10 protein-coding genes are annotated in these 12,637 nt (G+C 38.3%); 9 read left to right on the top strand and 1 reads right to left on the bottom strand.

Going from position 1 to position 12,637, the window contains the following annotated elements; all coding sequences use genetic code 11:
- Window positions 1-7 precede the first annotated feature (7 nt).
- Entirely contained in the window at window positions 8-1,147 is a 1,140-nt protein-coding gene (gene ytvI / locus DL897_RS01960; RefSeq protein ID WP_113657444.1) for a sporulation integral membrane protein YtvI, read from the bottom strand.
- Window positions 1,148-1,654: 507 nt separating this feature from the next.
- Between ytvI and citZ the strand changes: the two genes are divergently transcribed.
- The 9 genes from citZ (at window position 1,655) to pstA (ending at window position 12,609) form a co-directional block, all read left to right on the top strand.
- On the top strand, window positions 1,655-2,767 hold the full coding sequence (citZ, locus tag DL897_RS01955) for a citrate synthase (RefSeq protein ID WP_113657443.1): 1,113 nt from the start codon (window positions 1,655-1,657) through the stop codon (window positions 2,765-2,767).
- A gap of 276 nt (window positions 2,768-3,043) precedes the next feature.
- Window positions 3,044-4,339 (top strand): NADP-dependent isocitrate dehydrogenase, encoded by a 1,296-nt coding sequence (icd, locus tag DL897_RS01950; protein ID WP_113657442.1) that lies wholly within the window; start codon window positions 3,044-3,046, stop codon window positions 4,337-4,339.
- 28 nt (window positions 4,340-4,367) lie between these two features.
- Window positions 4,368-5,306, top strand: coding sequence for a malate dehydrogenase (gene mdh / locus DL897_RS01945; protein ID WP_113657441.1), 939 nt, complete (start codon window positions 4,368-4,370; stop codon window positions 5,304-5,306).
- 164 nt (window positions 5,307-5,470) lie between these two features.
- Window positions 5,471-6,895 carry a PH domain-containing protein gene (locus tag DL897_RS01940; RefSeq protein WP_168188601.1) on the top strand — a complete coding sequence of 475 codons (1,425 nt, stop codon included), beginning with the start codon at window positions 5,471-5,473 and terminating at the stop codon, window positions 6,893-6,895.
- Between the two features lie 255 nt (window positions 6,896-7,150).
- A complete protein-coding gene (locus DL897_RS01935; protein WP_113657439.1) occupies window positions 7,151-7,864 on the top strand; it encodes a response regulator transcription factor in 714 nt (237 codons plus the stop codon).
- Entirely contained in the window at window positions 7,861-9,645 is a 1,785-nt protein-coding gene (pnpS, locus tag DL897_RS01930; protein WP_113657438.1) for a two-component system histidine kinase PnpS, read from the top strand. The genes DL897_RS01935 and pnpS overlap by 4 nt, the downstream gene beginning before the upstream one ends.
- Before the next feature lie 174 nt (window positions 9,646-9,819).
- On the top strand, window positions 9,820-10,725 hold the full coding sequence (locus tag DL897_RS01925; RefSeq protein WP_113657437.1) for a phosphate ABC transporter substrate-binding protein PstS family protein: 906 nt from the start codon (window positions 9,820-9,822) through the stop codon (window positions 10,723-10,725).
- A gap of 49 nt (window positions 10,726-10,774) precedes the next feature.
- The gene (pstC, locus tag DL897_RS01920) at window positions 10,775-11,713 is read left to right on the top strand and encodes a phosphate ABC transporter permease subunit PstC (RefSeq protein ID WP_420824098.1); all 939 of its coding nucleotides are present in this window, start codon (window positions 10,775-10,777) and stop codon (window positions 11,711-11,713) included.
- Window positions 11,713-12,609, top strand: a complete 897-nt coding sequence (pstA, locus tag DL897_RS01915; protein ID WP_113657436.1) for a phosphate ABC transporter permease PstA — start codon at window positions 11,713-11,715, stop codon at window positions 12,607-12,609. The genes pstC and pstA overlap by 1 nt, the downstream gene beginning before the upstream one ends.
- The last annotated feature ends 28 nt before the right edge of the window (window positions 12,610-12,637 follow it).

The raw sequence follows: 12,637 nt of genomic DNA, 5'->3' as shown, positions 1-12,637 counted from the left end.
GAGATCATCAAACATTTTTTTCGTTTTGAGTGGGTAAGCCTATAATGTAGTTCCAGATGTCTTTAAAAACATGTGCTTGGGCTAAGGTTAAAATGGTAACCATGATAACAGGACCAAGAATTAAGCCCAAAACACCAAATAAATTGAGGCCAACAAATAAAGAAATCAATGCAATAAGAGGGTCAAGTCCAACATTATGAGCTACTAACTTCGGTTCAAGAAATTGTCGTACTATAATGGTAATGGCATAAACGATTAAAAGCCCTAGAGCTAACTTAAGTTGTCCAGATAAAAAGAGATAGACTATCCAAGGGACTAGAACTGCCCCCACCCCTAGATAGGGTAGAAGATCAACGATTGCGATCAGAAAAGCAATGCTAATCGCATATTCAACTTTTAAAATAAATAAACTGATAAGCACGATTAAACCAGTAATAGAGATCAACGTTAACTGAGCACGGATAAAACCAAAAAGCGCTGTTCGTAAACCATGAAAGACAAGACCACCGGTTCTTTGTAATGATTTGGGGGTGAGTCGATAGAGCTTTTGTTTGATATTGGGCCAATCTAGACTTATAAAAAAAGTAGCCAGAATAACTACAGCGAGTACTGTAAAAAAGTAAGGTAAGTTGCCAATGAATGATCCAATCCCAGCTAACAAATCGGTTATTAGTTCACTCGCTTTCTTGGCTATGAGATCAATGTTCGTTGAGATACTATTAGATATATTTTGTTGATGCTGTGGGTTATGAGTTAGATAGTTTTGTACCGTTTCGATAATTTTATTGATGTTCTGGTTCTTTTGGAATGTATCCATAAATAACTGTGTGATCTGTTTGAAAAATAGTGGTAACTTCTCTGATAAACTTGCTAGTACGATTACTAACTCCCCAATTAAAAAGATAAAAAATATACTAATTACAACCAGTAATACAAACAAAGCAATGGTTACTGCTAGCCAACGAGGTATATGAACTTTATTTTCCAAAAATTTGACAAAGGGGTCGAGAAGCATGGCAATCGCCCATGCGATAATAAATGGATAAATAAGAGGTAAAATAAAATAAAATGTAAAAAAGACCCCTGTACCTATTAGTAAGACAATCAATGTACGTAAACATATTTGTTTCCAATATGTTTGGGTCATAAATCTACCTCCGATTTTACTAACGAAACTATTATATCATTTTTTACTTCAAAAATAGCAAAAATAACCAAGTGATCGTGACGTTTGTTTAAAATTGCCTTACAACATAGTTTTACTTTTCCAACTGAATGACCTTTTGTTTGATTTTTCTTGAATGAGTGAAAGCAGAACAGGAAAATCGATATCCTACAGCTAGCTTGTTTTTTTTATGAAAAATTCAATGTAGAAGCTTAAAACGAATGCTTAGCTATGGCATGCATAATTATAAATTTAATTGAAAATTTAAACTACTAATGTCGGATGTTTGTTTATCCATACAATGCTTGAAGAAAGAGGTCCTATCAGTAATTATGGTAAAATACATGGGATGATAATAAAAGTATTTTATGATAAACTAAAAGCGACTAGACATGGGTATGATTATTGTCGATATACCAAATCAAGTTTTTTATTACAAATATTGGATTCATTTGCCCATGGATCTCACTTCATAAAAGGAGTGTTCGTATGACGGTAGCTAAAGGATTAGAAGGTGTAGTAGCGCTGGAGTCCCAAATCAGTTCAATTGTTGATGGAGTTCTAACTTATCGTGGATATGATATTGATGATCTAGCGGAACATGCTCAGTTTGAAGAAGTGACTTTTCTTCTTTGGAAAGGCCGTTTACCACAGAAGGATGAGTTAGATCAATTAAAGAAAGACTTAGATAATCATGCCACACTTCCAGATGTGGTACTTCAACAGCTAAGAGAATATCCTAAAGATGCCCATCCAATGGCTGTTTTACGCACTGCCGTATCGGCACTTGCGATGTTTGATCAGGATGCCGATAAAAATGACCCGGAAGTCAACTATTTAAAAGCGGTGAAGCTAACTGCAAAAATCCCAACCATTATTACTGCTTATGCTCGTTTACGTAAAGGATTGGAACCTGTTTCACCTAAAGCAGGACTTGGCTTTGCTGGAAACTTTCTCTACATGTTAAATGGGGAAGAACCTACAGATGTTGCGAAGCAAGCTTTAGATAAAGCGCTAACATTACATGCAGACCATGAACTTAACGCTTCTACTTTTGCTGCACGTGTGGCTGCAGGTACTCTTGCAGATATGTATTCCTCGATTACTGCGGCTATTGGTGCTTTGAAAGGTCCATTGCATGGTGGAGCTAACGAGGCAGTCATGAAAATGTTAGGTGAAATTGATAGTATAGAGCTCGTCGAGTCTTATATCCAAGGGAAATTGGATAGAAAAGAGAAAATCATGGGATTTGGACATCGGGTTTATAAAAACGGTGATCCACGTGCCAAACATCTCAAAGAAATGTCTCGTCAGCTTGGTCAACAAGTCGGTAATCCAAAATGGTTCGAGATGTCCAATAAAATTGAACATCTGGTTGTGGACCAAAAAGGATTGAAACCGAATGTTGACTTTTATTCTGCTTCGGTTTATACGTACTTAGGTATAGATAAAGATTTATTTACTCCTATTTTTGCAATGAGTCGGATTACGGGTTGGACTGCTCATGTTATGGAACAATATGCAGATAACCGACTAATCCGTCCACGTGCTGAATATACAGGATTGACCAATCAGTCATATGTTCCTGTTGATCAGCGCTAATTTAATCGGTAAGCCGTCTGGACCTATCTGACATAGTTGGGACCATGACGGCTTTTCGCCTGTTAAATTATCGTTATATCCAGTCATAAGTGAAATGACGAACAAACATGATTGATATTGTGTCAATTATTTGTACGAAGATGTATTTTGTCATAGCGGTTAGCAGCTAACTTAGGTATAATTATAATCAAGTTCTACATAAATATTTTCTTAATGACAGAGATAGAAAGAACTTTCTAGCGAATTCGCTCACAAATTAAAAAAAGGGGTGTAGTTATGTCAAAATACACACATCTAAAACCACCGACAGCAGGTGAAAAAATAACAGTAGAAAACGGAACTCTTCGTGTACCAGATCAACCGATTATTCCTTTTATTGAAGGAGATGGTACAGGTCCGGACATTTGGGCAGCAGCTCAACGTGTTTTAGATGCTGCTGTAGAAAAAGCTTACCAAGGTAAAAAGAAAATTTCTTGGTTTGAAGTTTATGCGGGCGAAAAAGCGTACAATAAATTTGGCGAATGGTTGCCTGAAGATACTCTTGAAGCTGTGCGTGAATATTTAGTAGCAATTAAAGGTCCACTTACAACTCCTGTTGGTGGAGGAATTCGTTCACTCAATGTTGCGCTTCGTCAAGAGTTAGATTTATATGTATGTCTACGTCCTGTTCGTTACTTTGAAGGGGTACCTAGCCCTGTTAAACGTCCACAAGATGTAGATATGGTTATTTTCCGTGAGAATTCCGAAGACATCTATGCAGGTGTTGAGTGGGAAGCGGGTTCAGAAGAGGTTCAGAAGGTCATTCGCTTTTTCCAAGATGAAATGGGTGTCAAGAAAATTCGCTTTCCAGAAACATCTGGAATTGGGATTAAACCCGTATCTGAGGAAGGAACGAGACGTCTCGTAAAATCTGCGATTGAGTATGCGATTCGTCACGGGCAAAAAAGTGTAACCCTTGTACATAAGGGAAATATCATGAAATATACTGAAGGTGCATTTAAAAACTGGGGTTATGAACTTGCTGAGAGTGAATTTGCTGATCAAGTGTTTACTTGGGCACAATATGATCGCATCAAAGAAGAGCAAGGAACGGAAGCGGCTAACCGTGCACAAGCAGAAGCCGAAGCAAATGGTAAAGTGATTGTCAAAGACGTGATTGCTGATGCTTTCTTACAACAAATTCTAACTCGTCCAGCAGAGTATGATGTTATTGCTACTATGAACCTCAATGGTGACTATATATCAGACGCATTGGCAGCTCAAGTAGGTGGTATTGGGATTGCTCCAGGAGCAAATATCAACTACAATACCGGACATGCTATTTTTGAGGCAACACATGGTACCGCTCCAAAGTATGCTGGTTTAGATAAAGTGAACCCTGGCTCTGTAATCTTATCGGGTGTTCTTATGCTTGAGCATCTGGGTTGGCAAGAAGCTGCTGATTTGATTTATAAATCGATGAGCAAAACCATTGCTCAAAAAACAGTAACGTATGACTTCGCTCGCCTTATGGAAGGGGCTACGGAAGTCAAGTGCTCTGAGTTTGCAGATCACTTAATTAAAAACTTGTAAGGATGAATCATTCGAGGAGGAATCAATTATGGCGATTCGACGTCGTAAAATTTCTGTCATTGGAGCAGGATTTACTGGTGCGACTACTGCACTGATGCTCGCACAAAAAGAGCTTGGAGATATTGTATTAGTCGATATTCCTCAAGTGGAAAATCCAACAAAAGGTAAAGCATTGGATATGCTCGAAGCAAGTCCAGTACAAGGGTTTGATGCGAATATTATCGGAACGAGCAATTATGAAGATACAGCAAACTCCGATGTAGTCATCATTACAGCTGGGATTGCTAGAAAGCCTGGTATGAGTCGGGATGATTTAGTATCCACGAACGCAAAAGTTATGCGAGCTGTAACAGAGCAGATCGTAAAATACTCTCCAGATTGTATCATCATTGTCCTTACCAACCCAGTGGATGCTATGACTTATGAAGTGTATCGTACTTCTGGATTCCCAAAACACCGAGTTATTGGTCAATCAGGTGTACTTGATACGGCACGCTTCCGGACATTTGTAGCTCAGGAATTAAATGTATCTGTTGAAGATGTAACCGGCTTTGTATTAGGTGGTCATGGTGATGATATGGTACCACTCGTACGTTACTCCTATGCGGGTGGAATTCCACTTGAGAAACTGATTGATAAAGATCGATTGGAAGCTATTGTTGAACGCACACGTAAAGGTGGCGGTGAAATCGTAAATCTGCTGGGAAATGGTAGTGCATATTATGCACCAGCTGCTGCACTTGTACAAATGGCTGAAGCGATTCTCAAGGATAAGAGAAGAATCCTTCCAGCTATCGCTTACCTCGAAGGTGAATATGGGTATAACGATATGTATTTAGGGGTTCCAACCATTTTAGGAGCAAATGGTTTGGAAAAAATCATTGAACTTGAATTAACTGAGGAAGAAAAAGCAGCTCTTGATCGTTCAGCTGACTCGGTACGTAAAGTCATGAAAATCTTGAACTAAGATGATTCCCACAATACTAGTCTCATCAAAGAAGTCTCTCTCTTTTCTGAAACCAAGAATCAGTCTCTAAACTAGTGGCTCACTCTATAAATGGCTCAGCAAATGTATTTGCTGAGCTATTTTTATTGATCAAAATGATTTTTGTGGGATCTAGGGAGGAGAATATGAATAAACCAGAAAGACTACATCCGATTTATATATTTTATATGATGGTACGCAATTGGCATTATTTAATCGTTCCAATCATTGTAGCTTTACTTAAAGGCAGATGGGATAAATGGGTTTGGATGCTTGTTATTTGGTTAGGGGTTTATGGATTCTATGTTGTTTTCAAATGGCTAAATACAAAATATTGGATACAAAATCATGAGATTCGTTATCAAGAGGGAAATATTAAAAGTCAAAAAATATATATTCCACTCAAACAAATCCAAGCTGTAGAGATTGAAAGAAAGTTTTGGCAAAGGTTTTTTGGAGTAGTTACAGTTAAAATTGAAACAAGTAGCAGTAGTGAGGCAGAGATGTTGTTGCCTACCATCACTAGACAAAAAGCAGATCAATTAAAACAAGCTTTGTTGAAAAACTTAAGTAAGGGGAATGATTCTTATTTAAAAGGGTATCAAATCACATCTAAACAGCTATTACAAACAGCGCTTACATCAGGAAAATGGGGCTACTTTTTGGCTGTAGCCATTCCAATTACATTAAAATTAGATGACTTATTTGATGTAGATATGGGTAGATGGTTGATTGAATGGATTTGGCATACTAAGTTAACACCGAGTCAGCTAGTCGATTTCATATGGATTGGACTTCTTGCATTTCCTATAGCTTGGCTTGGATCAGTCATGATTACATGGTTCCATTATGGGAATTTCCATCTGTACAGAGATGATCAAAATATGTATATCGAAAAAGGACTCATCCATCAAGAAAAGTTAACAATACCAATTAGGCGAATTCAAGCAGTTAAATTGGAAGAGAATGGACTTCAACAATTATTTGGTTTGGCTACCATAAAAATTTTTGTCGCAGGATTGGGGATTGAAGAGAAGAAAGGACAAGTCGTCTTATTTCCACTTATCAAAAAGGAAAAGCAAAAGGAATTTTTTGGTTGTTTTTTACCCGAGTTTCTTCCCTTAATGGAAATGTCAATTCATCCATCTCCGTGTAGGTCCAGATACTATCGGTTAGCAATTACATTTGCGTTGCTGATTATATTTCAAGGAGTTTTTTGTTTTTGGTTTATAAAATGGGCGTGGTTTAGTTTACTCGCCATCACTTGTTTTCTTTTATATCAATGGAAATGTTTTAAAGATGAGAAATGCGGATCAGGTCTTAGTGGCCTTGTACTTGTTAAACGTGTCTATACGAAAGAAACTTACTACATCCCATATCAAGCAATACAAGCACGAACTAAGTTCCAACATATATTGACTAGAGAACTAAAGCTTGCTCGTCTGATTATATTTTTGGCTTCTGGAAAGGTTGTACGAAGTGGTTATTTAGAACAAATAGATGTTGAACGATTGCTTTTACTTTGTAAAACTCAGATAAAAAGATCGAGTAAAAGGATAAAGGATCTGTAAAGCTTTTATACGCACATAATTTCCAATATGATATGATTTAAGTGATCCCCTAAACAAAAAGTAAGTGTTTTCCTCAACATCGATTTTAAATGAATAGCTTCTCAGAGCTCACTTTACTCGGAGTTATTGAAGAAGCCATTTCCATAGAATTGAAACAAAAGAGATAGGATAAATACTCGAATGCCGAAAGATAGGTGTCACAATCCAAAAGTGTCAGTGCAGGAATAAGATTGAATTTAAAGTGAGGTTACTACCATGGCTAAGAGGATATTAGTTGTAGATGATGAACCAGCAATTGTCAAACTCGTTCAATTTAACCTGGAAAAAGAAGGATTTTTAATCGATGTTGCATTAGATGGACAAATGGCTTTGAATATGGTGGAAAGTCATGCTCCAGATCTTATTATTTTAGATTTGATGTTACCGAAAGTTGAGGGGTTAGAGGTTTGTCGTCGCATTCGACGTAAGCAGAAACATATTCCAATTTTAATGCTTACAGCAAAATCGGATGAATTTGATAAAGTACTTGGTTTAGAGCTAGGGGCCGATGATTATTTGACAAAGCCGTTTAGTCCACGAGAGCTAACAGCAAGAGTGAAAGCTATTTTACGTCGGCTAGAAGCTATCAAAGAAAGTGATCACACCATCGAATCACGCAAAGAAATTCGTGTGGGTGATTTGCTTATTGATGCAGAAGGATATGAAGTGACCAAACAAGGATCAGCGATTGACTTAACCCCAAAAGAGTTTGAACTGCTTCTTTATATGGTCAATCATCGTGGGAAAGTGCTTTCGCGCGATCAATTATTAAATGCTGTTTGGAACTATGATTATATAGGTGATTCACGGATTGTAGATGTTCATGTGAGCCATTTGCGAGATAAAATCGAAGACGACTCGCGTAATCCTGCTTATATAAAAACGGTTCGAGGTATTGGGTATAAGCTTGAAGGTCGGAAGGATCGATGAAATCACTACGTTCGAAGATTATTTCCATGTGCTGGCTGCTGATTGGTAGTTCAGTGGTGGGAACGGGAATTTATGTAGCTATATTACTAAAATCTTCTTATGTTGATTCCCTAACGGGGCGTTTAGTTAAAGAAGCAAAATTAATAGCCGAAATGATCCCTTGGCAAGAGTATAAACTCCATCCTAAAAAGTTTCAAACGCAATCCGAACGGTATCGGAAGATATTAACTGCGCGTGTTACCTTTATTGATGCCAATGGACATGTACTCGGTGATTCAGGTGAAGAAGATATTCCCAAAGGAAAGACTGGAAAAGCTAATTCGAAGAATTATACAGAAGTAAAGGCAGCTTTGCAAAATAAGGAAAGTACATTTGAACGCCGAGATGATGACATATATGTGGCTCACTCTGTGGTCCGAGACAAAAAAGTGGTAGGAGTTGTTCAATTAGCGATTGATCTGGATGATGTTAATCGCTCGATGCATGAAGTATGGATTTCATTAATAGGTGGGTTGATCATTTCTTTTGCTTTAGCTGGTTTTGCTAGCTCTAGGATCGCCAAAAGTGTTTCGAAGCCTTTAGAAGAAATGACACAGGTTGCTGTAGATATTGCTAAAAAAGGCTGGCATAATCGAGTGCGAGCAGAAGGAAGTAGTGAAGTTATTCGTTTAGGACAAGCAATCAATCGTATGGCATATAGTTTGCAAAGACAGATGGAAAGAGTTCGAAAAAATAAACGAAGATTGCTAAGTGTGATTGAATCCATGGAAAGTGGACTTCTTATGATTAACGCAGAAGGAAAAATCAACTTAGCCAATCGAGCTTTTGAACAAATGTTTGGCCTACCTGCATCTGATTTAATCGGCTCCTTATATAAAGAAGTTTTATCATCTTATGATCTTTCTTCTTATATTAACGAAGTAGCCGAAAAAGGAATCAAACTGCGTCAAGAACTCCATATTTACTATCCTGAAGAACGTATTTTAGACGCTAGCTTTACACCAATGTGGATGGAGACAAGTGGATGTGGGGTAGTAATCGTATTCCATGACCTAACAGCGATTCGTCGGCTTGAACAATTAAGGAAAGATTTTGTAGCGAATGTATCTCATGAATTAAAAACCCCTATTACCTCGATTCGCGGATTTTCTGAAACTCTTTTAGATGGAGCACATCAAGATCCAGAAATATGTCGTGAGTTTTTACAGATTATTTTAGATGAGAGTATTCGTCTACAGCGGCTGATTAGTGACTTACTTGATTTATCGCGAATTGAATCCAAACGGGTAAATATCATAAAGAAGAGTGTGTCAATCCAATCGCTCGTTCATTCTGTGGTTAAAACACTAGAAGATCAAATTCGGAACAAGGAGATGGAATTAACTATTCAAATTTCATCTGACTTTCAAGTTCAGGTAGATCCAGATAGCTTTCAGCAGATCTTGATTAATTTATTGACCAATGCGATTAATTATACGGGTGTAGGTGGGAAAATTTCATTAATGGCAGTGGATCGAAAAGAGGAATGGAAATTACAAATTAAAGATACTGGAATCGGAATTCCCAAAGAAGACCTCCCACGTATTTTTGAGCGTTTTTACCGTGTAGATAAAGCGCGTGCTCGTGCTTCGGGGGGCACAGGTTTAGGGTTAGCTATTGTGAAACATTTAGTAGAGATTCATGACGGAAAGATTCAGGTGGATAGCGAAGTTGGAAAGGGAACGAACTTTACATTGACGTTTCCACATCAGTCGAATTTGACTTCTGAAGTTACAAAGTAAACCGTGAATGATAGAGGCCTTAGGAGTAAGTGACTCCTTAAGGCCTTTTCTAGTGGTCTGAAAAGCTTAATGATTTCTTTACAATATATTCATTTAGAAGCAAAAAAAAAGCTTTATAGTACAAAGTGTTGAGGAAATCATAGATACTTTTTATACTAGGGGGTTCATACTTTGATGTTCAAAAAAGGCATGCTATTGGGTGGTGTCGTCGCTCTAGCATTTACTGCATTGGTAGGATGTGGATCGGCATCAACAAAAAACCAAAGTGGCGGAGAGAATAAGCTATCCGGCACTCTGACTGCTGTAGGATCAAGTGCAATGCAGCCTGTCGTTGAAGAAGCTTCTAAGGAGTTCATGAGCAAAAATCCAGGTGTACAAGTCACCGTACAAGGTGGCGGAAGTGGTCAAGGTCTTACCTCTGCGATGAATGATACTGCGGATATTGGAAATTCCGATGTTTTCGCAGAAGAGAAAGAAAAAATTGATCCACAAAAAGTGGTTGATCATAAAGTATTTGTAGTAGGGATGGCTCCGGTAGCCCATCCACAAGTAGGTATAGATAATTTAACGCAACAACAATTAATTGATATCTTCACAGGGAAAGTGAAAAATTGGAAAGAGGTTGGTGGGAAGGATCAAAAAATCGTTCTCGTTAACCGCCCGGAAAGTTCGGGTACCCGAGCTACTTTTGCCCAGTGGGCACTTAAAGGAAACAAAGAGTTTCGTGGTCAAGGTGGATTGGAAGAAGAGTCATCAGGTACAGTGCGTAAAATTGTCGCTGAAACTCCTGGGGCAATTGGCTATCTAGCTTTCTCCTACTTTGATAAATCGGTTATAGCTCTTAAATTAGATGGTGTTGAACCGAAAAACGAAAACGTTTATGACAATAAATGGAAAATATGGGCTTATCAGCACATGTATACCAATAAAAACGGTAAAAACAAAGAATTAGAAGAAGCATTTATTAAGTTTATAACTGCTCCTGAGACACAACAAGGACTAGTTACGAAATTAGGATATATTCCCGTAACCAATATGAAAGTAGAACGCGATGCTAAAGGAAATATCACTAAGAAATAAATGGATGGGGACATATTCGTCCCCATCTTAATTGAGAGGTGATTAATGCGTGGAGCAGCTGGTAACCAATCAAGTGGCTGAGCAAAAGAGACCGTTATCGGAAGACTTAAAAAAGCCGCTTCCTAAAATTTTACAAGCAGAAAGAAGAGGAAGAGTTCTTACGTATGTAAGTAGTTGGGTTTTACTTCTCATTCTCTTTTCCTTGCTTATTTTTATTACTTCCAAAGGTGCGGCTCCTTTTATTAGTGGAGAGGTTAGTTTTGCTGAATTTTTTTCTACAAAATGGAATCCTGGTGAAAATTCTTATGGAGCTCTGTCGTTTATTTTAGGTTCTTTAATTGTAAGTGTGTGTGCAGCGATTGTTAGTGCTCCACTAGGAATTGGTGCAGCTATTTTTATGACTGAGATTGCTCCGAAGTGGGGAAGGAAAATTCTCCAACCAGCAACGGAGATCTTAGTCGGAATTCCATCGGTTGTCTATGGTTTTGTAGGCCTTACTGTTGTTGTTCCTTTTATTCGTGAGCAATTTGGAGGTTTAGGATTTGGTCTTTTAGCTGGAGTTATTGTACTATCCATTATGATTTTACCGACGATTGTAAGTATTAGTGTTGATACACTTCAATCCATTCCACGCCATTTACGCGAAGGTTCTTATGCATTAGGAGCCACCCGCTGGCAAACGATTTCCCGATTGTTACTACGTACTTCATTGCCTGGCTTAATGACTGGTGTTGTTTTGGGAATGGCTCGTGCCTTTGGGGAAGCACTAGCAGTACAAATGGTCATTGGTAACTCTCCCAACCTACCGTTTAACCTGCTAACTCCGATTAGTACATTGACCAGTATCATTACCTTAAATATGGGAAACACAGTTCAAGGCTCTACGTATAATAGTATTTTGTGGTCGATGGCACTTATTCTCCTCTTAATGACTTTATTATTTGTCGTTTTGATTCGTTGGATTACTAAAAGGAGAGAGCAGAGCTGATGAATGCGAAGATAAAAGATCGGATTGCTACAGGGATGTTTTATCTGATCACCTTTTTAATTCTAGGGATTTTAATCGGACTAATTGGCTTTATTTTGTATCGTGGAATTAAGGTGATCGATTGGGAGTTTTTAACGGAAGCTCCAGGTTCATTGTTGACAGGTGGTGGAGGAGTTGGTCCTCAGTTATTTAATTCTTTCTATTTATTAATTTTAACGATGCTGATTACGATTCCGCTTGGATTAGGTGGCGGAATTTATATGGCCGAATATGCTAAGCCAGGTCGGCTTACCAAAATGCTTCGAGTAAGTATTGAAGTACTTTCCTCTCTTCCATCCATTGTAGTTGGTTTATTTGGTTTATTAATTTTTGTTCAATATACCGGATGGGGATTTTCTTTGTTGGCAGGAGCACTTACTTTAACCGTATTTAATTTACCACTCATGGTACGAGTAGTTGAACAAGCATTAACAGCTGTACCTAGAGAGCAAAAAGAAGCATCTCTCGCTCTGGGGATTACACATTGGCAAACGATTTTACGTGTACTATTGCCAGCTGCTTTGCCGGGTATTGTGACAGGAACGATCTTAGCGGCAGGACGTGTTTTTGGCGAAGCAGCTGCTTTAATGTTCACAGCTGGAATGACTTCTCCTATGCTCGACTTTACAGATTGGGATCCCAGTTCGCCAACTTCTCCATTAAATCCATTTCGACCTGCTTCAACACTTGCCGTCCATATTTGGAAAGTGAATGCCGAAAGTATTGTTGCAGATGCGAAGGAAGTTGCCAGTGGTGCCTCTGCGTTATTGGTAATTGCGGTGTTGATCTTTAACCTGTTTGCACGTTGGTTAGGGCACTTTATACATGCTCGGTTAACTTCAGGTTCAAAGTCTTAATAAGGGAGTGTTGGCTTTATGACTGTAA

The sequence above is a fragment of the Thermoflavimicrobium daqui genome (assembly GCF_003313465.1).
Lineage (GTDB): Bacteria > Bacillota > Bacilli > Thermoactinomycetales > Thermoactinomycetaceae > Thermoflavimicrobium > Thermoflavimicrobium daqui.
Note: the sequence above shows the minus strand (reverse complement) of the source record. Positions and strands in the feature narration are given on the sequence as shown.

Excerpts from the sequence above, each read along its gene's own strand:
- DL897_RS01925 (WP_113657437.1), top strand. The coding sequence starts at position 9,820 with ATGTTCAAAAAAGGCATGCTATTGGGTGGTGTCGTCGCTCTAGCATTT.
- ytvI (WP_113657444.1), bottom strand. The coding sequence starts at position 1,147 with ATGACCCAAACATATTGGAAACAAATATGTTTACGTACATTGATTGTC.
- pnpS (WP_113657438.1), top strand. The coding sequence starts at position 7,861 with ATGAAATCACTACGTTCGAAGATTATTTCCATGTGCTGGCTGCTGATT.
- icd (WP_113657442.1), top strand. The coding sequence starts at position 3,044 with ATGTCAAAATACACACATCTAAAACCACCGACAGCAGGTGAAAAAATA.
- DL897_RS01940 (WP_168188601.1), top strand. The coding sequence starts at position 5,471 with ATGAATAAACCAGAAAGACTACATCCGATTTATATATTTTATATGATG.
- pstA (WP_113657436.1), top strand. The coding sequence starts at position 11,713 with ATGAATGCGAAGATAAAAGATCGGATTGCTACAGGGATGTTTTATCTG.
- DL897_RS01935 (WP_113657439.1), top strand. The coding sequence starts at position 7,151 with ATGGCTAAGAGGATATTAGTTGTAGATGATGAACCAGCAATTGTCAAA.
- mdh (WP_113657441.1), top strand. The coding sequence starts at position 4,368 with ATGGCGATTCGACGTCGTAAAATTTCTGTCATTGGAGCAGGATTTACT.
- citZ (WP_113657443.1), top strand. The coding sequence starts at position 1,655 with ATGACGGTAGCTAAAGGATTAGAAGGTGTAGTAGCGCTGGAGTCCCAA.